Annotated in this window: 19 protein-coding genes and 1 tRNA gene; 8 read left to right on the top strand and 12 right to left on the bottom strand. The window is 64.7% G+C overall.

Features of this window, described 5'->3' with window-relative positions; all coding sequences use genetic code 11:
- Positions 1–102: 102 nt before the first annotated feature.
- On the bottom strand, positions 103–765 hold the full coding sequence (locus tag VFL64_RS06860; RefSeq protein ID WP_489539630.1) for an RlmE family RNA methyltransferase: 663 nt from the start codon (positions 763–765) through the stop codon (positions 103–105).
- Between the two features lie 32 nt (positions 766–797).
- On the opposite strand from VFL64_RS06860, the gene VFL64_RS06855 reads away from it, so the two are divergent.
- Positions 798–1,271 carry a YhbY family RNA-binding protein gene (locus VFL64_RS06855; protein WP_489539629.1) on the top strand — a complete coding sequence of 158 codons (474 nt, stop codon included), beginning with the start codon at positions 798–800 and terminating at the stop codon, positions 1,269–1,271.
- A gap of 8 nt (positions 1,272–1,279) precedes the next feature.
- Here VFL64_RS06855 and VFL64_RS06850 read toward each other — a convergent pair whose 3' ends face one another.
- The 4 genes from VFL64_RS06850 to carA all read right to left on the bottom strand — a co-directional run bounded on the left by VFL64_RS06850 (position 1,280) and on the right by carA (position 6,718).
- Positions 1,280–1,723, bottom strand: a complete 444-nt coding sequence (locus VFL64_RS06850; RefSeq protein WP_489539628.1) for a DUF4149 domain-containing protein — start codon at positions 1,721–1,723, stop codon at positions 1,280–1,282.
- Positions 1,724–1,731: 8 nt separating this feature from the next.
- Entirely contained in the window at positions 1,732–2,208 is a 477-nt protein-coding gene (greA, locus tag VFL64_RS06845; protein ID WP_489539627.1) for a transcription elongation factor GreA, read from the bottom strand.
- Between the two features lie 90 nt (positions 2,209–2,298).
- The gene (carB, locus tag VFL64_RS06840) at positions 2,299–5,565 is read right to left on the bottom strand and encodes a carbamoyl-phosphate synthase large subunit (RefSeq protein ID WP_489539626.1); all 3,267 of its coding nucleotides are present in this window, start codon (positions 5,563–5,565) and stop codon (positions 2,299–2,301) included.
- Entirely contained in the window at positions 5,558–6,718 is a 1,161-nt protein-coding gene (carA, locus tag VFL64_RS06835) for a glutamine-hydrolyzing carbamoyl-phosphate synthase small subunit (protein WP_489539641.1), read from the bottom strand. Before carA ends, carB begins: the two co-directional genes overlap by 8 nt.
- Before the next feature lie 290 nt (positions 6,719–7,008).
- On the opposite strand from carA, the gene bfr reads away from it, so the two are divergent.
- Complete coding sequence (gene bfr / locus VFL64_RS06830; protein ID WP_489539625.1) at positions 7,009–7,488, top strand: bacterioferritin; 480 nt, start codon at positions 7,009–7,011, stop codon at positions 7,486–7,488.
- Between the two features lie 115 nt (positions 7,489–7,603).
- Positions 7,604–7,819, top strand: coding sequence for a (2Fe-2S)-binding protein (locus VFL64_RS06825; RefSeq protein WP_489539624.1), 216 nt, complete (start codon positions 7,604–7,606; stop codon positions 7,817–7,819).
- 4 nt (positions 7,820–7,823) lie between these two features.
- On the opposite strand, the gene VFL64_RS06820 is transcribed toward VFL64_RS06825, so the two are convergent.
- Complete coding sequence (locus VFL64_RS06820; RefSeq protein ID WP_489539623.1) at positions 7,824–8,237, bottom strand: GlcG/HbpS family heme-binding protein; 414 nt, start codon at positions 8,235–8,237, stop codon at positions 7,824–7,826.
- 146 nt (positions 8,238–8,383) lie between these two features.
- Between VFL64_RS06820 and VFL64_RS06815 the strand changes: the two genes are divergently transcribed.
- Positions 8,384–9,085, top strand: coding sequence for a Bax inhibitor-1/YccA family protein (locus VFL64_RS06815; RefSeq protein WP_489539622.1), 702 nt, complete (start codon positions 8,384–8,386; stop codon positions 9,083–9,085).
- Positions 9,086–9,148: 63 nt separating this feature from the next.
- Here the strand turns inward: VFL64_RS06815 and rlmD are convergent, their stop codons facing one another.
- Genes rlmD through surE form a run of 5 tightly spaced genes read right to left on the bottom strand, consistent with a single transcriptional unit; the run spans position 9,149 to position 14,116 of the window.
- Positions 9,149–10,492, bottom strand: coding sequence for a 23S rRNA (uracil(1939)-C(5))-methyltransferase RlmD (gene rlmD / locus VFL64_RS06810; RefSeq protein WP_489539621.1), 1,344 nt, complete (start codon positions 10,490–10,492; stop codon positions 9,149–9,151).
- 27 nt (positions 10,493–10,519) lie between these two features.
- The gene (gene rpoS, locus VFL64_RS06805) at positions 10,520–11,551 is read right to left on the bottom strand and encodes an RNA polymerase sigma factor RpoS (protein ID WP_489539620.1); all 1,032 of its coding nucleotides are present in this window, start codon (positions 11,549–11,551) and stop codon (positions 10,520–10,522) included.
- Positions 11,552–11,592: 41 nt separating this feature from the next.
- Complete coding sequence (locus VFL64_RS06800; RefSeq protein WP_489539640.1) at positions 11,593–12,549, bottom strand: peptidoglycan DD-metalloendopeptidase family protein; 957 nt, start codon at positions 12,547–12,549, stop codon at positions 11,593–11,595.
- A gap of 14 nt (positions 12,550–12,563) precedes the next feature.
- A complete protein-coding gene (locus VFL64_RS06795; protein ID WP_489539619.1) occupies positions 12,564–13,373 on the bottom strand; it encodes a protein-L-isoaspartate(D-aspartate) O-methyltransferase in 810 nt (269 codons plus the stop codon).
- Positions 13,370–14,116: a 5'/3'-nucleotidase SurE gene (surE, locus tag VFL64_RS06790; protein ID WP_489539618.1), complete on the bottom strand. Its 747-nt coding sequence runs from the start codon at positions 14,114–14,116 to the stop codon at positions 13,370–13,372. The genes VFL64_RS06795 and surE overlap by 4 nt, the downstream gene beginning before the upstream one ends.
- Before the next feature lie 94 nt (positions 14,117–14,210).
- On the opposite strand from surE, the gene VFL64_RS06785 reads away from it, so the two are divergent.
- From VFL64_RS06785 to VFL64_RS06770, 4 genes are all read left to right on the top strand, one after another.
- A complete protein-coding gene (locus VFL64_RS06785) occupies positions 14,211–15,188 on the top strand; it encodes an NADPH:quinone oxidoreductase family protein (RefSeq protein WP_489539617.1) in 978 nt (325 codons plus the stop codon).
- Positions 15,189–15,249: 61 nt separating this feature from the next.
- Positions 15,250–16,239: a phosphate/phosphite/phosphonate ABC transporter substrate-binding protein gene (phnD, locus tag VFL64_RS06780; RefSeq protein WP_489539616.1), complete on the top strand. Its 990-nt coding sequence runs from the start codon at positions 15,250–15,252 to the stop codon at positions 16,237–16,239.
- A gap of 73 nt (positions 16,240–16,312) precedes the next feature.
- Positions 16,313–17,056, top strand: coding sequence for a LuxR C-terminal-related transcriptional regulator (locus tag VFL64_RS06775; protein ID WP_489539615.1), 744 nt, complete (start codon positions 16,313–16,315; stop codon positions 17,054–17,056).
- A gap of 25 nt (positions 17,057–17,081) precedes the next feature.
- Positions 17,082–19,376, top strand: coding sequence for a sensor histidine kinase (locus tag VFL64_RS06770; protein ID WP_489539614.1), 2,295 nt, complete (start codon positions 17,082–17,084; stop codon positions 19,374–19,376).
- 51 nt (positions 19,377–19,427) lie between these two features.
- Here VFL64_RS06770 and VFL64_RS06765 read toward each other — a convergent pair.
- A tRNA-His gene (locus tag VFL64_RS06765) sits at positions 19,428–19,503 on the bottom strand.
- Positions 19,504–19,513: the final 10 nt, after the last annotated feature.

Below are 19,513 nucleotides of genomic sequence, written 5' to 3'. Positions count from 1 at the left end.
CTAGTTCAGACAAGGGGAGCGGCCGGGTCAAGGCGCCCCTCCGTGGCAAGGGTGTATGACGGGCCAACAGGGCACTACTTCACGAACGTTCATCGGCTTGGATCACGGCTTCTTGAGACCCAGGCCGACAAGAAAGGTTTCGGCCGACTTGTCACGAGATGCCTTGGGTTTGATGGGTTTCACCACCCGGAAAGTGCTTTTGAAGAGCTCGGTCAGGGGAGCGTGGCTGCCACCGTGAAAGACCTTGGCCACCAGAACCCCGTTAGGGCTCAGGTGGTTCTGGGCGAAGTCCACCGCCAGTTCGACCAGGTGTTCAATCCGGGCGGCGTCGGTACTCGCAATGCCCGAGAGATTGGGGGCCATGTCGGAAATCACCACGTCGACCGGGCGACCGGCAACCAAGGCATCCAGTTGGGCCAGCACTGCATCTTCCCGGAAGTCACCCTGGATGAAGGTGACCCCCTCGATCGGCTCCATGGGGAGGATGTCGAGAGCGATGATCGTGCCGTTGAGTTCGCCGACCGCAGCGCCCGCCTCGCCGACGAACTTGCGGCGCACGTACTGGCTCCACGCCCCGGGCGTGGAACCCAGATCCACCACCAGCTGGCCGGGCCGGATGAGCTTCAAGGTCTCGTCGATTTCCTTGAGCTTGTAGGCCGCGCGGGCACGGTACCCTTCCTTCTGGGCCAGCTTGACGTAGGTGTCGTTCACATGGTCGTGCAGCCACGCCTTGTTGACCTTCTTGCTTTTTGTTTGGGTTTTCATGTGCCTGCTCTAGGTCGACCGATAATAGAGCCATGCCTGCCATCGAACTCCGCCCCGTCCAGCGCAAGGAAAAACGCGCCGAAGCCCATCACCTCGAGCCCGTGGTTCGCATCGGTGCCGAAGGCCTTACCGCCGCCGTGATCAAGGAAACCGATGCCGCGCTCAACGCGCACGGCCTGATCAAGGTGCGGGTCTTCTCCGATGAGCGCGAAACCCGCGAAGCCATTCTGGCGCGCCTGAGTGACGAACTGAACGCCGCCCCCATCCAGCACATCGGCAAGCTGCTGGTGCTGTGGCGCCCGGTGCCTCCGAAGGAAAAGGCCGAACGTGAAGACCGCGGCGCCGGCCCGAAGATGGTGAAGATCCTCAAGTTCTCCAAGAGCGGCAACCACCGCCCGCAGGTCAAGAAGATCAAGCTGCTGGGCAACCAGCGACTCGCTGCCGGCGGCGAAGTGAAGCGCGCCAAGAAGCGCATCACTAGCATCAAGCGCACCGCAGCCGACTGAGTTCTGCGTCAGGCTGCCGCCAGGCGCCAGGCCAGCACCACGGCCAGCAGGCCCTTGAGCCCGAAGAAGACGGCAGACACGCCGTGCAATGCCCCGAACGACCATGCCCCTTGGCCCGCCCGAGCGGCAGCCATCATGGGCTGGAGGGCAAAGTAGCCGAACATCGTGCAGAACAGGGTGCCGAGCACCAGCACGACGTTGGTGCTGAACACCGAGCCCTGGCCGGCTTGCGAGTCGGTACGCGCCAAGCGTCGCACCATCAGCAACAGGATGACCGAAACGGCCAGGCCTGCGTAGGCCTCCTGCATGAACATGCGCCCGGCAATCCGCCCGGCGGTATCGGCCGGCAAACTCGCAAATGCCGATGGCGCGCCGATCACCGCGATGCTGAGGATCAGCCCCGCCCAGAGCCCGGCGATGCACGCGGCCGAACGCCGGATGTCCAAGCGCACGGTGCCGCTCAGATGTAGCGGACCTTGATGATTTCGTAGCTCTTGATGCCGCCAGGGGCCTGCACCTCGGCCACCGAGCCTTCTTCCTTGCCAATGAGCGCGCGGGCAATGGGTGAGCTGATGGAGATGCGGCCCTGCTTCAGGTCGGCCTCGTCTTCGCCAACAATCTGGTACGTGACGGCAGCGCCGCTGTCCTCTTCCTCCAGGTCGACCGTGGCCCCGAAAACCACCCGCCCTTCGGCATTCAATGCAGCGGGATCAATGATCTGAGCCGCGGCAAGCTTGCCCTCGACTTCCAGGATGCGGCCCTCGATGAAGCCTTGCTTGTCCTTGGCGGCTTCGTACTCTGCGTTCTCGGAGAGGTCACCCTGCGCACGCGCCTCGGCAATGGCCTGGACCACAGCGTGGCGTTCCACGGTCTTCAGGCGGTGCAGTTCGTCTTTCAGCAACTGTGCGCCGCGGGTGGTAATGGGGATGGTAGCCATGGTGAAACCTTGAAACTCAAAAGAGAACCGCCGCCTTCTCCCTTGCGGGAGTTTCGGCGGCGGCCGATGGATGGAGAAGATCGAGAAAGTCTAGTGCAGTTCCGCGTGCAGTTCTTGCAGGGATAGCACCACCAGATCGTCCTGGTGCTTCATGCCTTCGACGGCGGCCTCGCAGCCAGCCATGCTGGTGTAGTAGGTGACCCGATTGGCCAGCGCCGCCTGGCGGATGTGGCGCGAATCGGCAATCGCGGTCCGCGTTTCGTCCACCGTGGTGAACACCAACTGGATCTCGCCGGCCTTGATCATGTCGACGATGTGCGGCCGACCGTCCTTGACCTTGTTGACTGCAGTCACCGGCACGCCACCTCCAGCAATGGCCGCCGCCGTTCCCTTGGTGGCGACCACCTGGAAGCCCAGCGCGTGCAGATCACGGGCGACCGACACGGCACGCGCCTTGTCACCGTTCTTTACGGTGATGCAAACGGTTCCCTTGGTGGGCAGACGCGAGCCCGCGCCCAGCTGGCTCTTGAGCATGGCTTCGCCGAAGCTGCGGCCCGCGCCCATCACCTCGCCGGTGGAGCGCATCTCTGGCCCGAGGATCGGGTCGACGCCAGGGAACTTGTTGAACGGAAACACCGCTTCCTTGACCGAGAAGTACGGCGGAATCACTTCTGCCGGCACGCGGCCGCGCTGGTCCTTCTGCTCCGACAGCTTCCGGCCCACCATGCAGCGTGCAGCGATCTTGGCCAGCGGCTGGCCGGTGGCCTTGGAGACGAAGGGCACCGTGCGCGAGGCACGGGGGTTCACCTCGAGCACATAGACGATGGCCTCGTCGCCTTCACCCTGGATGGCGAACTGCACGTTCATCAGGCCTTTGACCTTGAGCGCACGCGCCATGGCGATGGTCTGACGGCGGAGTTCGTCCTGCAGCGCCTTCGGCAGCGAATACGGAGGCAGTGAACAGGCCGAATCGCCGGAATGGATGCCCGCCTGTTCGACGTGTTCCATGATGCCGCCGATCATCGTGCCGTCAGGGCTGTCGCTGCCGTCGCTGATGCAGTCCACGTCGACTTCGATGGCATCGTCAAGGAAGCGATCCAGCAGCACCGGTGACTTCTCGCTGACTTTCACAGCCTCGCGCATGTAACGCTCGAGATCCTTGTCGCCGTGCACGATCTCCATTGCGCGGCCACCGAGCACGTAGCTCGGACGAACGACCAGCGGGTAGCCGATCTCTTGCGCCAGTTGCAGGGCTTGCTCTTCGGTTCGGGCGGTACGGTTGGGCGGCTGCTTCAGGCCCAGCGCATGCAGCAGCTTCTGGAATCGTTCGCGGTCTTCGGCAATGTCGATGCTGTCGGGCGTGGTGCCCACAATGGGCACGCCAGCTCTCTCCAGATCGAGCGCCAGCTTGAGCGGCGTCTGGCCACCGTACTGCACGATCACGCCGAGGGGCTTTTCCTTGTCGACGATTTCCAGCACGTCTTCCAGCGTCACCGGCTCGAAGTACAGACGATCCGAGGTGTCGTAGTCTGTCGAGACGGTCTCGGGGTTGCAGTTCACCATGATGGTCTCGTAGCCGTCCTCGCGCATGGCGAGGGCAGCATGGACACAACAATAGTCGAACTCGATGCCCTGGCCGATGCGGTTCGGTCCACCGCCCAAGACCATGATCTTCTTCTTGTTGGTGGGCTCGGCTTCGCACTCTTCGTCATACGTCGAGTACATGTAGGCCGTCTGCGTGGAGAACTCGGCGGCACAGGTGTCCACACGCTTGTAGACGGGGCGCACATTCTGCGCCCAGCGCGCTTCACGCACCGCGTGCTGGTTGGTGCGCAGCAGTTTGGCAAGCCGCTTGTCAGAGAAGCCTTTTTGCTTCAGGTAGCGCAATTCGCCCGCGCTGAGGCTGTCGAGCGAGCGACCCGTGATCGTCAACTCGACCTGAATCAGTTGCTCGATCTGCGCCAGGAACCATGGGTCGATGGCGGTCTCTTCAAACACCTCTTGCAAGCTCATGCCGATGCGGAAGGCGTCGCCCACATAGAGGATGCGCTCGGGGCCGGCTTCGCCGATCTCCTCGATGATCTCGTCGCGGTCGGTGCTGCGCTCGGTCAGGCCGTCGATGCCGGTTTCGAGGCCGCGCAGGGCCTTCTGGAAGCTCTCCTGGAAGGTACGGCCCATGGCCATCACCTCACCCACCGACTTCATTTGCGTCGTGAGGTGCGAGTCGGCGGCCGGGAACTTCTCGAATGCGAAGCGTGGGATCTTGGTGACGACGTAGTCGATGCTGGGCTCGAACGAGGCCGGCGTGGCGCCGCCCGTGATGTCGTTGCGCAGCTCGTCGAGCGTGTAGCCCACGGCCAGCTTGGCCGCCACCTTGGCAATCGGGAAGCCAGTCGCCTTCGAGGCCAGCGCGGAGGAGCGGCTCACGCGCGGGTTCATCTCGATGACGACCATGCGGCCGTTCTTCGGGTTGATCGAGAACTGCACGTTCGAGCCACCGGTGTCCACGCCGATCTCGCGCAGGATGGCGATGCTGGCGTTGCGTAGGAGCTGGTATTCCTTGTCGGTGAGCGTCTGCGCCGGGGCCACGGTGATGGAGTCACCGGTATGGATGCCCATCGGGTCGAGGTTCTCGATCGAGCACACGATGATGCAGTTGTCGGCGCGGTCGCGCACGACTTCCATCTCGAACTCTTTCCATCCAATGAGGCTTTCTTCGATCAGCAGCTCCTTGGTCGGCGACAGGTCGAGGCCGCGCTTGCAGATCTCTTCGAACTCTTCGGGGTTGTAGGCAATGCCGCCACCCGTGCCGCCCAGCGTGAAGCTGGGGCGGATCACCATCGGGAAACCAGTGCCACCGATCTCTTGCGTGATGCGGCGCTGCACCGCGAGCGCTTCTTCCATCGAGTGCGCAATGCCGCTCTTGGCCGAATGCAGGCCGATGCCCGTCATCGCGTCCTTGAACTTCAGGCGGTCTTCGGCCTTTTCGATGGCCTTCTCGTTGGCGCCGATCATCTCGACGTTGTACTTGGCCAGCACGCCGTTCTTGTGCAGGTCGAGCGCGCAGTTCAGCGCGGTCTGCCCACCCATGGTGGGCAGCACGGCATCGGGCCGCTCCTTGGCGATGATCTTCTCGACCACCTGCCAGGTGATGGGCTCGATGTAGGTCACATCAGCCATCTCCGGGTCGGTCATGATCGTCGCCGGGTTGCTGTTGACGAGGATGACCTTGTAGCCCTCTTCGCGCAGCGCCTTGCAGGCCTGTGCGCCTGAGTAGTCGAATTCACAGGCCTGGCCGATGATGATCGGGCCGGCACCAATGATGAGAATGGATTTGAGGTCTGAGCGCTTAGGCATTTGTCTTCTTCTCCATCAGCGCGGTGAAACGGTCGAACAGGTAAGAGATGTCATGCGGTCCGGGTGATGCTTCGGGGTGCCCCTGGAAGCAGAAGGCGGGTTTGTCGGTGCGGGCCAGGCCTTGCAGCGTGCCGTCGAACAGGCTCACGTGCGTGGGCCGCAGGTTGGCGGGCAGCGTCTTCTCGTCCACCGCAAAGCCATGGTTCTGACTGGTGATGCTCACACGGCCGTTGTCCAGGTCTTTCACCGGGTGGTTGGCACCGTGGTGGCCGAACTTCATCTTGAAGGTCTTGGCACCGGAGGCAAGGGCCAGGATCTGGTGGCCCAGGCAGATGCCGAAGGTGGGAATGCCAGCGTCGATCAGCTCGCGGGTTGCATTGATCGCGTAGTCGCAGGGCTCCGGGTCACCCGGCCCGTTGCTCAGGAAGATGCCGTCCGGCTTGTGTTTGAGCACCTCGGCAGCGGGCGTCTGCGCCGGCACCACGGTGACCTTGCAGCCGCGGCTGGCGAGCATGCGCAGGATGTTGCGCTTGACACCGAAGTCATAGGCGACAACGTGGAAGCGCGGCGCTTTCAGCGCGCCGTAGCCGCCTTCGAGCGTCCATTCGGTTTCGGTCCATTCCGTGACGTCGGACTGACTGACGACCTTGGCCAGATCCAGCCCGCTCATGGAAGGCGCCGACTTGGCGAGTGCGATCGCTTTGTCGGTATGTGCAGCGGTCAGCACCTCGCCGAGCGGCAGCGTGAAGATGCAACCGTTCTGAGCACCCTTGCTGCGCAGAACGCGCGTCAGGCGGCGCGTGTCGATGCCGGCAATGGCCACCGTTCCCTCGGCCTTGAGGTAGGCAGACAGACCTGTGCTCTGACGAAAGTTGGAGGCCGCGATCGGCAGATCCTTGATGATCAAGCCAGCGGCAAACACCTTGCTCGCCTCGACGTCTTCACGGTTGACGCCGTAGTTGCCGATGTGCGGATACGTGAGGGTGACGATCTGGCGGCAGTAGCTCGGATCGGTGAGGATTTCCTGGTAGCCGGTGAGTGCGGTGTTGAACACCACTTCGCCGACAGTGTGCCCGGCAGCGCCGATGGACACGCCCTGGAAGACCGTTCCGTCCGCAAGTGCTAGAAGAGCCTGAGCTTGATTTGGCAGCAATGGCGGGGGCACACGATTCTCCGATTTTGTGCGCGCCCAGCTCTGCTCTTCGAGCACAAGACCGGTTGAGAAAACTGTTGGAGTTTTCGGCAGGAAACAGCGAGAGATTCGCTGGGCGGTGGGGTTGCGGGTAAACCTTCGAATTGTACCCGAGGGTTGACCCTCAACGCCCCCCCATACGAGTAGGAACGCTTATCGTTTCTAGAGCCCTGCACTGTCCCGGGAGAAGCGAATCGCGCACCTCGCAGGCTTCCATAATCCGCTTTGCACACAACAAGAGGAGTTGGAACATGAAAGGCGACCCCAAGGTCATCGAGCTGCTCAACGCGCAGCTCAAGAACGAACTCACCGCCATCAACCAGTACTTCCTGCACTACCGGATGCTGAAGCACTGGGGGTTGGACAAGCTGGCCGCCAAGGAGTACGCCGAATCCATTGGCGAAATGAAGCACGCCGACAAGCTGATGGATCGCATCTTCACGCTAGACGGACTGCCCAACCTGCAAGACCTTGGCAAGCTGTTGGTCGGTGAAGACACAGTGGAGATCCTGAACTGCGACCTCAAGTCGGAGACAGGCGCGCAAGCGACCATCAAGGAAGGCATCGCCCACTGCGAATCGGTGCGCGACTACGTGTCGCGCGACCTGCTGCAGGAAATCCTTGACGACACCGAGGAGCACATCGACTTCCTCGAAACCCAGATCGAACTGGTCGCCAAAGTGGGCCTCCAAAACTACCTGCAGTCTCAAATGGGCGAAATCGAGGCCTGAGATGCGCACAAATCCCGCCCCAGTGCATGGGTGTAGGGCGGGATCTTGAATTACGAATCATTCTTATTTAAGATCGCTTCCGTCGGCCTGACGTCTGGGCCGGGAGCGATCCAAGATGATTGTTTGCGTGTGCCAACGGATTTCAGACCGCGACATCGAGCGCCACGCGCGCGATGGTTGCGCGAGCTTCGACGAACTGCAGATGGACAGCGGCGTGGCCTCATGCTGTGGCCGCTGCGCCGATTGCGCCCGTGATGTCTTTGAATCCGCCCGCTCTTCGGGTGCCCGCCCCCACGCAGCAACCTTCGCGCTGATCCCCGTCTCGGCCTGAGTTTTCAGCCGGGCAGACCCAGCGCCGCCACACCCGCCTTGGCAACCCGCGCGTCCTCGCTGGCTTTGACACCGCTGACGCCCACTGCGCCCACGCACTGCCCTTGCACCAGAATGGGCACCCCACCCTCCAGCAGCCCCTGGACTTCAGGCGCACTGAGGAAGGCCGTGCGCCCCTGATTGATCATGTCTTCGTAGGTCTTGCTCTCGCGTTGCCCGAGAGCCGCCGTATGCGCCTTGGCCGGCGCAATGTGGGCCGATATCGGCGCCGCCCCATCGAGCCGCTGCAACCACAGCAAATGCCCACCGTCATCCGCGATGGCGATGGTCACCGCCCAGCCATGGGCTAGCGCCTCGGCTTCGGCCGCGGCAGCGATCCGCTTGACCTCATCCAACCCGAGCACTGGTTTGCTTTTCATGCGCACTTCTCCTGTGGTTCAAGGAACCAGCAGCATGCTCTATGCCAAGGCATGGAGGTTTGCAGGCATGTCTGAGGCCGCAGCAGGGAACTAGAATGCGATGAACCGGCTCTGAACACACGCAGTTTCTTCAAACAGGAGGATTCATGAACGACAACCTGCAGACCGCTTACGGTTTTACCGGAACGGTCACCACCGCCGACCAGCGCAACCGTGTGCTCCGCAACACGTACTGGCTGCTGGCGCTTTCCATGGTTCCCACCGTGCTGGGCTCCTGGGTGGGCCTGCAGATGGGCTTCAACTGGTTCGCAGCCAACCCACTCATCGGTTTCATGGTGTTCATGGGCGTGGCCTTTGGCTTCTTCTTCGCCATCGAAAAGACCAAGAACTCCGGCCTGGGCGTTGTGCTGCTGCTGGCATTCACCTTTTTCATGGGCCTGATGCTGTCGCGCCTGCTCGGCGGCATCCTGGGCAACTTCCGCAACGGCAGCCAGCTGATCACCATGGCGTTTGGTGGCACCGCGCTGGTGTTCTTCGGCATGGCCACCTTGGCCAGCACCATCAAGCGCGATATCTCCGGCATGGGTAAGTGGCTGTTCGTCGGCCTGATCGGCATCATCGTCGCCAGCGTCGCCAACATCTGGCTGCAGATGCCGGCCTTGATGATGACCGTCTCGGTCCTGGCGATCCTGATCTTCTCGGCCTACATGCTGTATGACCTGAAGCGCATCGTCGATGGCGGTGAAACCAACTATGTGACCGCCACACTGGCGATCTACCTGGACGTCTACAACGTCTTCACCAACCTGCTGAGCCTGCTCGGCATCTTTGGTGGCGAACGCGACTGACGCGCCTGACGGTACCAAGTAAAAAAAAGGGGCCCCTCGCAGGGCCCCTTCTCTTTGGTGGGTTCAGTCTTTCTCGAAGACCGCCATGCTTTCAACGTGCGCGGTGTGCGGGAACATGTTGATGGCTCCTGCAGCCACGCAACGGTAGCCGGCCTGGTGCACCAGCAAGCCGGCATCCCGGGCCAGCGTGGCCGGGTTGCAGCTCACGTAGACGATGCGCGACGGCGGCACGTAGCCCTCGGCGCGGGTTGGCTCGGCGTGCAGATCGGCCAAGGCCTTGGCGAGCGCAAACGCCCCTTCGCGCGGCGGGTCGACCAGCCACTTGTCGGCCCGGCCATAGCTGGCCAGTTCTTCCGGAGTGATCTCGAACAGATTGCGCGCCACGAAGCTCGCCTTCGCCTGCAGCGCGTTGAGTGCGGCGTTCTCGCGTGAACGGGCCACCAGCGCGTCACTGCCCTCGATGCCCAGTACTTCGTTCGCCTGCGTGGCGATCGGCAGCGTGAAGTTACCCAGGCCGCAGAACCAGTCGATCACGCGGTCGTTCGAACCCGCATCAAGCAGACGCAAGGCACGGCTCACCAACACGCGGTTGATCTGGTGGTTGACCTGGGTGAAGTCGGTCGGCTTGAAGGGCATCGTGATGCCGAACTCGGGCAGCGTGTAGGCCAGCGGTGGGCCGCCAGCGTCCAGCAGATGGACGGTGTCCGGGCCCTTGGGCTGCAACCACCATTGCACCGCGTGCCGCTGCGCGAACTCGCGCAGGCGCTGGAGGTCACCAGCGCTCATCGGCTCCAGGTGGCGCAACACCAGCGCGGTGACCTGGTCACCCACCGCCACCTCGATCTGCGGCAGGCGGTCGCGCTGATCCATGTCGGCAACCAGATCCCGCAGCGGCACCAGCATGGCACTCAGATGCGGCGGCAGCACCTCGCAACTGTCCATGTCGGCCACGTAGCTCGACTTGCGTTCATGGAAGCCGACCAGCACACGCTCTTTCTTCACCACGTAGCGCACCGACAAACGAGCCCGGTAGCGATAACCCCAGGACGGCCCTTCGATCGGCCGCAACACGCGCTCCGCCTTGACCTTGCCCAGGTGCCACAGCGCGTCTTCGAGTGCGCGCTGCTTGGTTGCCACCTGCGCGCCCACGTGGAAGTGCTGCATCTTGCAGCCGCCACAGACGCCAAAGTGGCGGCAGGCAGGCGTGACCCGCTGCGAACTCTCGCGCCGCAAGGCCACCGGCGTGGCCTGCTCCCAGTTGTTCTTCTTGCGCTGGACACTGACCCGGACTTCTTCACCGGGCAAGGCGCCGTCGATGAAGACCACCTTGCCTTCCGAGTTGTGCGCCACGCCTTGCGCTTCGAGGTCGAGGGATTCGACCTTGAGCCATTCATCTGCTGCTGTCATGTGGCCGATTGTCTCAGCCATTTCCCTCTAGAAAAGCGACTCGCGGTTGATGCCGCTGCGCGCCATGCGGCGCTTGAGCTTGACCAGGGCTTCCTGCTGGATCTGGCGGATGCGCTCGCGCGTGAGGCCGAGCCGTTCGGCCAGCACTTCGAGCGTCTCGGGTTCGCGGTCGCGCAGGCCATAGCGGCCAGCCAGCACTTCGCGCTCGCGGTCGTTGAGTTCGTCCAGCCCGTGCTGGAGCAGCACACCAACTTCGTTGTTGAGCGTGAGGTTGACGGGGTCGCTGGCGCCATCGTCGGCCACGCTGTCGAGCATGGATTCAGACCCGTCGCGGTCAAGCGGTGCATCCAGCGACGCCGGCGCCTCGGAGAACTTCAAGAGCTCACTCACCTCCTGCACCGGACGGCCCACGCGGGCGGCGATGTCTTCCACCCGCACCGGTTGTTCACCATCCACATGCCCCGCCTCGGCTTCCAGCGCACGCCTCGCCTTGAGCACCTGGTTGAGTTCGCGCACCACGTGCACAGGCAACCTCACCAGGCGCGCCTGGTGCATGATCGCGCGCTCGATGCTCTGGCGTATCCACCACGACGAATAGGTCGAGAAACGGAAGCCGCGCTCGGGCTCGAACTTGCCGATGGCATGCATCAACCCGAGGTTGCCCTCTTCGATCAGGTCGGTCATGGGCAGGCCGCGGCCCAGGTAGTTCTTGGCGATGCTCACGACGAGCCGCAGGTTGCGTTCGATCATGGCCTGGCGCGCCGCAAAGTCGCCAGCCCGCGCGCGTGTCGCGGTATCGAACTCTTCCTGGGGTGTCAGCAAGGGTGCGCGGCGAATCTCGCGCAGATAGGTCTGGAGCGTGTTCCCGACTTCACCGTCACCGGCGGCGATCTCGGCGCCGGTCGGGAGATCCTCACCCAGCGGCTCCGCTGCGTCGGCGGCCGGGTCGGCGGCCACTTGCAGCACCGATTGCAAGCTGGGCGGGGAGAACAGCGGCACGGCCGCCTGCACCCCAGAGTCCGCTGCCAGACCGTTCCCCGTGCTGCGCCGCTTGCTCATGGTCGTGCACAGGTCGGGGGCTTGAACCGTCTCGCCGTCGCTCAGCGCGGCGGGAGAATCCGTGCCGGGTCCACCGGCTTGCCTTGCTTGCGGATCTCGAAGTGCAGTTGCACGCGCTCCGCATCGGTGGCGCCCATCTCGGCGATCTTCTGTCCGCGCTTCACGGTCTGCTCTTCCTTCACCAGAAGCGCCTGGTTGTGCGCATACGCGGTGAGGTACGTGTTGTTGTGCTTGAGGATCACGAGGTTGCCGTACCCGCGCAAGCCCGATCCGGCATACACCACCTTGCCGTCGGCAGCCGCCATCACGGGATCACCGGCCTTGCCGGCAATGGCCAGGCCCTTGGTGCGGGTCTCATCGAAGGCCCCGACGACCGGGCCGGTGGCCGGCCACAACCAGTTGATGTCGTCGTCACCTTCACGCGGCGCAGGGGGCGTCGGCAGGGTCGCGGACGGTGGTGCGACGGCAACCGGGGTCGGCACCGGCGCCGTACCCGACGCAGCGGCCGGCTGGGCCTTGGGTGCGTCGAGGGGGCGTGTTTCGAGTTTGGAGGACGTCACACCCCGCGTGGCCACGGCGTTAGGGTCGGCACCCGGTGCCGTCACGCGCAGCACTTGCCCGACCTCGATGACGTTCGGGTTGTCGAGGTTGTTCCACTTGATGATGTCTTTCCAGTTCTGGCCGGTCTCCAGGCCCACGCGGATCAGCGTGTCACCCGGCTTGACGGTGTAGAAGCCGGGCTTGCCGGCGTTCTCGGCACCCGGCAGCACCTTCGTGTCTGTGGGCAGTGCGGCAGCGACCGTGGACGATGCGGCGCCGTTCGGCGCCGTGGCGGTGGAGCCGGCCGGCCGGTTCGTGACCGCGCGGTCCTCGACCGGCGCGCGGTATTTGTTGGGCGATGCGCAGCCCACGAGCGCAACTGCGGCCAGCGCAGCGATTGCGAGCCGCACAAAGCCACTGTTGCGCACGCGGCGCACTTCGCTCGGCAGGGATCCCATCATGGCCAATGTCATCAATCCGTTCCTGATTTTAGAGGGACGAAGTGCACGGCTTCGTGCACCGAGCGCACGAAAGCCTCTTCAGTCCGGTCCACCACCACCAGCACCTGGCGGCGGCCGCTTGCGTCGTGCACAGGCGCCACCAGGCGCCCGCCGACCGCGAGCTGTGCAAGCCACGCTTCGGGCAATGATTCGCCGCCTGCTGCGGCAATGATGCTGTCGTAGGGCGCATTGGGTGCATGCCCTCGCATCCCGTCACCATACACCAGCCGGATGTTCGTGAGCCGCAACGGCCCCAGCAGTTCGCGTGCTTTGTCGTGCAGGGGCTTGAGGCGCTCGATGCTCATCACCTGACGTGACAGCTGGGCCAGCACGGCAGCCTGGTAGCCGCAGCCGGTACCGATCTCCAGTGTGTGTCCGAGCGAGCGACGCGCCTGTGCGCCGGCGCCCGCCATCAGGAACTCGATCATGCGGGCGACGACCGAAGGCTTGGAGATGGTCTGACCGAGCCCGATCGGCAGGCTGGTGTCTTCATAGGCCTGCGTGGCCAGCGCGGTGTCGACGAACAGATGGCGTGGCACCTTGGCCATGGCCGCCATCACCAGCTCATCGCGCAGGCCCGCCGCGTGCAGCCGGTTCACCATGCGCTGGCGAACGTCGGCCGAGTCCAGACCCAGGCCGGAAGGCTTGACCACGCGCGCCGATTCGGCTGCGGCCTGCTGCAGCGGTTGCTGCGGGCGCAACAGCGCCGTCTTCCTGGCCGGATTCTTCAGGCCGTCCAGCTGCAGGGGGAACTTGGGCCGCGGGCGCGCCGGGCTGCTCATTGGGCCACCCACTCGCGCCACCCGGGCAGGCGCGCATGGTCGGTGAGATCGACCTGCAGCGGTGTGATCGAGACCCGGCCATTCGCCGTGGCGTAGAAGTCGGTGCCCTCGCCCGCGTCGCGCGCATCACCGGCAGGGCCGATCCAGTAGATGGGCTCGCCGCGCGGGTTGGTCTGGCGGATCACCGGCTGGCTCGCATGGCGCCGGCCCAGGCGCGTCATCTCGCGCGGCAGCGTCGTCGCATCGGCACGGTTGGGGATGTTCACGTTCAACAGCCAAGGCCCCGACGCCGGCGGTGAGGCCAGCACGTGCTCGACGATGGAGCGCGCCACCTTGGCCGCCTCGTCCACGTGCGCCCAGCCCTTGTCGACCTGCGAGAACGCAATGGCCGGGATGCCGAAGAGAAAGCCTTCCATCGCGGCGGCCACAGTGCCCGAGTACAAGGTGTCGTCGCCCATGTTGGCGCCGTTGTTGATGCCGGAGAGAACCAGGTCGGGGCGGTGCGGCAGCAAGCCGGTGAGGGCCACGTGCACGCAATCGGAAGGCGTGCCGTTGAAGTAGCGGAAGCCGTTGGCCGCAGTGAAGGCAGAGAGCGGCCGGTTCAGCGTGAGGGAGTTCGACGTCCCGCTCGCGTTCTGCTCAGGTGCCACCACGTCGATCTCGCCCAGGCCTTCGCAGGCTTTCACGAGCGCGGCAAGCCCGGGTGCGAGGTATCCGTCGTCGTTGGCAATGAGTATGCGCATGGCCGCGATTGTAAGGACTCGTCACCTGCGTGACGCCTCTGCGCGCCATGCTCTGCTTATCATCAAGAGTTCACAAAACCCGATGGAGGCGACGATGAAGGCATGGCTTTGCGAGAACCCGATTGGCCCGGAAGCGCTGGAGTGGAAAGACCTGCCAACGCCCGAGCCCAAGGCCGGCGAAGTGCGCATCGCCATCCGTGCGGCGAGCCTCAACTTTCCTGACCTGCTCATCGTCCAGAACAAGTACCAGATGAAGCCGCCGCTGCCCTTCGTGCCGGGCTCGGAGTACGCCGGCGTGATCGAGTCGGTTGGCGAAGGCGTCACCGGCTTCAAGGTGGGCGATGCCGTCGCGGCCTTCGGTGGCGGCGGCGGCTTCGGCACGCACGTGGTGGCCAAGCCCTCGCTGCTGATGCCCCTGCCCAAGGGCTTTGCGTTCGATGACGCGGCTGCCTTCCTCTGCACCTATGGCACCACGCACCACGCGCTGATGGATCGCGGCGCCCTCAAGGCCGGCGAGACCGTGCTCGTGCTGGGCGCCGCCGGCGGTGTGGGCACGGCCGCCATCCAGATCGCCAAGGCCGCCGGCGCCAGGGTGATCGCCGCCGCCTCCACCGACGAGAAGTGCGCGCTGTGCAAGGAGCTGGGCGCCGATGCCACCATCAACTACAGCAAGGGCAACCTGCGCGAGGAGCTGAAGACGCTCACCGACGGCAAGGGCCCCGACATCATCTACGACCCGGTCGGCGGCGACATGGCCGAGCCGGCGTTCCGCTCCATCGCCTGGCGAGGCCGCTACCTCGTGATCGGTTTTGCCCAGGGCGGCATCCCCGCGCTGCCGCTCAACCTGGCGCTGCTAAAGGGCGCGTCCATCGTCGGCGTGTTCTGGGGCGAGTTCGCGCGCCGCGAGCCCAAGAACAATGCCGCCGCGCTGGCCGAGCTGGCCAGCTGGTACGCGCAAGGCAAGATCAAGCCGGTGATCGACACGCGCCTGCCGATGCAGTCGCTGAAAGAAGCCTTTACCCGCATGGGCAGCCGCCAGGTTCGCGGCAAGCTGGTGCTCGTCAACGACTGAAGACCACTCGGCGCACCGCCCATAATCCCGCTGCGCGAGCTGATCTCGCAGAGGATCCCCGGTGCGCCGACTGTTTCTCCACCTGCCCCTGCTGGCCCTCTGGCCCCACGCCGCACGCGCACAGTACCGTGCCGAGACGCTGAACTTCGGCGTGATCACCACCACCACGGTCGACGACTCGCGCAAGGCCTGGGAGCCCTTCTTCGCCGACATGCGCGCCGCCACCGGCGTGCCGGTGCAAGGCTGGTACGCCAAGAGCTACCTCGATGCAGCCGAAGCGCTGGTCACCAACAAGGTGCAGCTGGCCTGGGTCTCCAGCAAGGCTGCCCTCGATTGCATCGAACGCGCCAACGTGGAGGTGTTTGCGCAACTGGTCGACTCCAACGGCTCTCTCGGCTACCGCGCCTTGATCGTCACCCGGCGCGACTCGGGCGTCAGCTCCATCGAGCAGTTGCTGGCGCGGCCCAAGGCCTATGGCTTCGCGCTGGGTGAAGACATCTCCACCAGCGGCCACCTGATGCCGTCGTATGCGCTCTTCGTGCCGCGCAACATCCGGCCGCAGGAGCAGTTCAGCCCCCTGCTGCGCGGCACCCACGCCCAGACGGTGGACGCGGTGCTGGCGGGCAAGGCCCACGCGGGCACCTACAACACGGAAGAACTCGAACGCCTGAAGATCCGCCAGCCGACACAGGCGGCCCAGTTGCGCGTGCTGTGGGAATCGGCCCTGATCCCCAAGGATCCGCTGCTGTGGCGCACCGACCTGCCGCTGTCGCTGCGCATGCGGATCTCGAACTTCCTGTTCTCCTATGGCAAGACCCCCGAAGAGAAAGACCGCCTGAAGCAGATGTTCGACCTGGCAGGCTTCAAGGCCTCCAGCAACCAGCAGCTCAAGTTCGTGCTGGAGATCGAAGACTTCAAGCTGCGCTCGGAGGTGCTGCTCGACACCAGGCTCACCGAAGCCCAGAAGAACGAAAAGCTGCTCGACCTGCGCGACCGCTACGGCCGGCTGGCCCGTGCACTGCAGGCCAACGCCGCCAATCCACGCCCCTGACATCTGAGGGATACCGGCCGGCGGAGTGAGTGCGCTACGATGCTCGCTCCCTTTCGAGAGGCATCGCCACGGCATGGCTATCAAGGTTCTGATCGTCGAAGACAACCCGGTTGCCCGCAGCTTCCTGTGCCGCGTGGTGCGCGAGAGTTTCAGCGACGTCATCGTCATCACCGAAGCCGGCGACCTGGAGACAGCACGCCGACAGGTGGGCCTGCTCGACCCTCAGCGCGGTGAGCCGCCCGCCGACCCCTTCAAACTGGTGCTGGTCGACCTCGAACTGCCCGATGGCAACGGCATGGAGCTGCTGGCCGAGCTGGCCCGCTACCCAGCCACCAAGATCGTCACCACGCTGTATTCCGACGACGACCACCTCTTCCCTGCCCTGCAATGCGGCGCCGACGGCTACCTGCTGAAGGAAGATCGTTTCGAGGTGCTGGTCGAAGAGCTGCAGAAGATCGTGCGTGGGCAACCGCCCCTGTCGCCTGCCATCGCGCGCCGCCTGCTGAGCCACTTCCGCCAAGGGCCGGGCGGCATGGGCGGGCTGGCCGAACCCGGCTTGGCCGGCACCTCCGGCTTCCAGAGCAGCCGCCCCATGCCGCTGGGCCGCGGCGCCCCGCTCGACCACGAACGTCTGACTCCTCGTGAGAGCGAAGTGCTGACGTATCTCAGCAAGGGTTTCACCATCAAGGAAATCGCCAACCTGATGGGCATCAAGTGGTTCACGGTCAACGACCACATCAAGTCGATCTACAAGAAGCTGAACGTCTCCAGCCGGGCCGAGGCCGCCGTACTGGCCAGCAAGCAAGGCCTGGTCTGAGCGCGGCGCGGCCGCTAGCACCATCATGGAGATGCGCTCGCGCGGTGAGGCTGCCTCCACCCCCGCTGCAGCCCTCAACGAGCCCAGCGGCTTCAACCAGGCAGGCGCGGAGTCTTCCACACTCGATTCGGCGCTGATCGAAGGCAGCTTCGGCCGCGACGAGCCCTTGTCACGCTGGATGGGCTGGCGCCTGCGCCTGCTGGTGGGTGCGGCCCTCCTCGGCTGCGTGGCTGTGCTGCTGCTGGCGCGCTGGTTGGCGGATTCGCACCACATCGACGCGACCTGGCGAGCTGGCACGCAGGGCCAGCTCGAGCTGGCTTCGTCTCCGGTACCCGCGCTCATGGCGCACGAAGGCCGCGCCCTGATCGGCGTGATCGGCAGCGACAACAGCGTGGCTGTCGTCGACGCGCTCACGCTGCGCCGCTCCTCGCGCTGGCTCGGCAACGACATCGAGCGTGAGCGCCATCGCGCCATGCACGAGCAGCTGTCCGCCGCCTTGTCGCATGACAAGGTGCGGCTCTTCTTCTCCGAAGGTGAGATGGTCGAGCAGACCCTGTCCCCGCGTGGACTGGGGTCATTGGGCGCGATGTTCTGGCTGCTCTCCGGCCTGGCCCTGGTGCTCTACCTGGTGGCCATGGTGGTGCTGCTGGCCCGGCCCACGGCGCGCAATCTGCTCTACACCCTGGCCGCGCTGTGCCAAGCGGGCAACCTCGCCTTCATCGCCATCGAATCGACGATGGAGCTGGCCCTGCCCTGGCCGCTGCCGGCGTGGAACATGCCGGTCCGCATGAGCCTCGACCTGCTCACCGCCGCTGCCGTGGTGCACGTCTCGACCCTGCACCCGCGCCGGGTTCCGGGCGCGACCGGCATCGGTTGGGCCACCTGGCTGGGCGTGGGCGCACTCATCGTGCTGCTGGCCAGCGGCGAACTGGCAGGCACCTGGTGGTGGGTGCAAGGCGGCGTGGCGCTGTTGTGCCTGGCAACGATCGCCTTGCAGACGTGGTCGCACCACATCGAACCGCATCCCTTCGCGATCGTGATGCGCCGACTGGGCATTCTGGCCCTGCTCACCTGGACGCTCCTCACGCTGTCGCTCACCGCGGCCGAGAGCATGCCGCTCGTCCAGCAGCAGATTGCCTCGGTCGGCCCCACGATCTGGTACGTGTTCCTGGCTTCGCTGCTGCTGCTGCTGCCCTTCTTGTCGAAGTCGCAGCAGATCATGCGCGAGTTCTCGTTGCTCGCGGCGATCAGCACCATCGCCACCTCGCTCGATCTGCTGTTCGTCGCGGCCTTCTCGCTCGGCCAGTTCGCCTCGCTGACGCTGGCGCTGTTCTTGTCGCTTGGTCTGTACTCCGGTGCCCGCCAATGGCTGCTCAACCAGTTGCGCAACCAGAACGTGATCACCACCGAGCGCATGTTCGAAAAGCTCTACCGGATCGCGCGTGAAGTCGAAGCACACCCCGAGCGCACACCAGCCTTGCTCACGCAGTTGTTGCGCGAACTGTTCGAACCCATGGAAGCCACCGTCATCGACAAGCGCAGCTCGACCACACGTGTGACGGGAGGCGGCTCGACCTTGTTGATCCCGGTGCCCGGGTTGATCAACGGCGAGGCCGAGGCGAGTTCCATCGTCATCCGCTACGCGCACCACGGGCGGCGCCTCTTCACGACTGAAGACGCCCGGTTGGCAGAACGCGTGGTGGAGCAACTGCGGCGCGCAGTCGCGTTTGACAAGGCCGTCGAGCAGGGCCGCAGCGAAGAGCGCCTGCGCCTCGCGCAAGACCTGCACGACGACATCGGCGCCCGGCTGCTGACGCTGATGTACAAGGCCCAGTCGCCCGAGATGGAGAACTACGTTCGCCACACACTGCAAGACCTGAAGACGCTGACGCGCGGCCTGGCCGCGCCCAATCACCCGCTCTCACACGCCGCAGCCGAGTGGAAGGCCGACCTCACCCAACGCCTCACCGCCGCCCACATCTCTCTGGGCTGGGACTTCAGCGCGGATCGCGACATCTCGCTCACCGTGGTGCAGTGGTCTGGCCTGACACGCGTGATGCGCGAGCTCGTCAACAACGTCATCTCGCACTCGCAGGCCCGCCGCGTGGAGATCGCCTTTCAACTCGAAGGCGACCGCCTCGACCTGAGCGTCAGCGACAACGGCGTCGGCCGCAACCCGCAAGCCTGGGCGCACGGCCTGGGCCTGGGCGGTGTGCGCAAGCGCGTCAAGCAGCTGGGTGGTGAGGTCGACTGGCGGGAAGTCCCAGGCGGCGGCATCTGCTGCCGCGTGTGCATCCGCCAACTCTCGGAACGGACCTGAGTCCCCACAAAGTAAAAGGCCCCCGGAAAACCGGAGGCCTTTCTTGAATCTTGGGGTGGCTGATGGGACTCGAACCCACGACGACAGGAATCACAATCCTGGACTCTACCAACTGAGCTACAGCCACCGCAGAGCCG

The organism is Rhizobacter sp. (assembly GCF_035702065.1).
Taxonomy (GTDB): domain Bacteria; phylum Pseudomonadota; class Gammaproteobacteria; order Burkholderiales; family Burkholderiaceae_C; genus Rhizobacter.
The sequence above is the reverse complement of the archived record's forward strand: the minus strand, read 5'-3'. Positions and strand labels throughout refer to the sequence as shown.

Coding starts and splice junctions, on each gene's coding strand:
- VFL64_RS06860 (WP_489539630.1), bottom strand. CDS start 765: ATGAAAACCCAAACAAAAAGCAAGAAGGTCAACAAGGCGTGGCTGCAC.
- VFL64_RS06855 (WP_489539629.1), top strand. CDS start 798: ATGCCTGCCATCGAACTCCGCCCCGTCCAGCGCAAGGAAAAACGCGCC.
- greA (WP_489539627.1), bottom strand. CDS start 2,208: ATGGCTACCATCCCCATTACCACCCGCGGCGCACAGTTGCTGAAAGAC.
- carB (WP_489539626.1), bottom strand. CDS start 5,565: ATGCCTAAGCGCTCAGACCTCAAATCCATTCTCATCATTGGTGCCGGC.
- bfr (WP_489539625.1), top strand. CDS start 7,009: ATGAAAGGCGACCCCAAGGTCATCGAGCTGCTCAACGCGCAGCTCAAG.
- VFL64_RS06825 (WP_489539624.1), top strand. CDS start 7,604: ATGATTGTTTGCGTGTGCCAACGGATTTCAGACCGCGACATCGAGCGC.
- VFL64_RS06820 (WP_489539623.1), bottom strand. CDS start 8,237: ATGAAAAGCAAACCAGTGCTCGGGTTGGATGAGGTCAAGCGGATCGCT.
- VFL64_RS06815 (WP_489539622.1), top strand. CDS start 8,384: ATGAACGACAACCTGCAGACCGCTTACGGTTTTACCGGAACGGTCACC.
- rlmD (WP_489539621.1), bottom strand. CDS start 10,492: ATGACAGCAGCAGATGAATGGCTCAAGGTCGAATCCCTCGACCTCGAA.
- rpoS (WP_489539620.1), bottom strand. CDS start 11,551: ATGAGCAAGCGGCGCAGCACGGGGAACGGTCTGGCAGCGGACTCTGGG.
- VFL64_RS06800 (WP_489539640.1), bottom strand. CDS start 12,549: ATGGGATCCCTGCCGAGCGAAGTGCGCCGCGTGCGCAACAGTGGCTTT.
- VFL64_RS06795 (WP_489539619.1), bottom strand. CDS start 13,373: ATGAGCAGCCCGGCGCGCCCGCGGCCCAAGTTCCCCCTGCAGCTGGAC.
- surE (WP_489539618.1), bottom strand. CDS start 14,116: ATGCGCATACTCATTGCCAACGACGACGGATACCTCGCACCCGGGCTT.
- VFL64_RS06785 (WP_489539617.1), top strand. CDS start 14,211: ATGAAGGCATGGCTTTGCGAGAACCCGATTGGCCCGGAAGCGCTGGAG.
- VFL64_RS06775 (WP_489539615.1), top strand. CDS start 16,313: ATGGCTATCAAGGTTCTGATCGTCGAAGACAACCCGGTTGCCCGCAGC.
- VFL64_RS06770 (WP_489539614.1), top strand. CDS start 17,082: ATGGAGATGCGCTCGCGCGGTGAGGCTGCCTCCACCCCCGCTGCAGCC.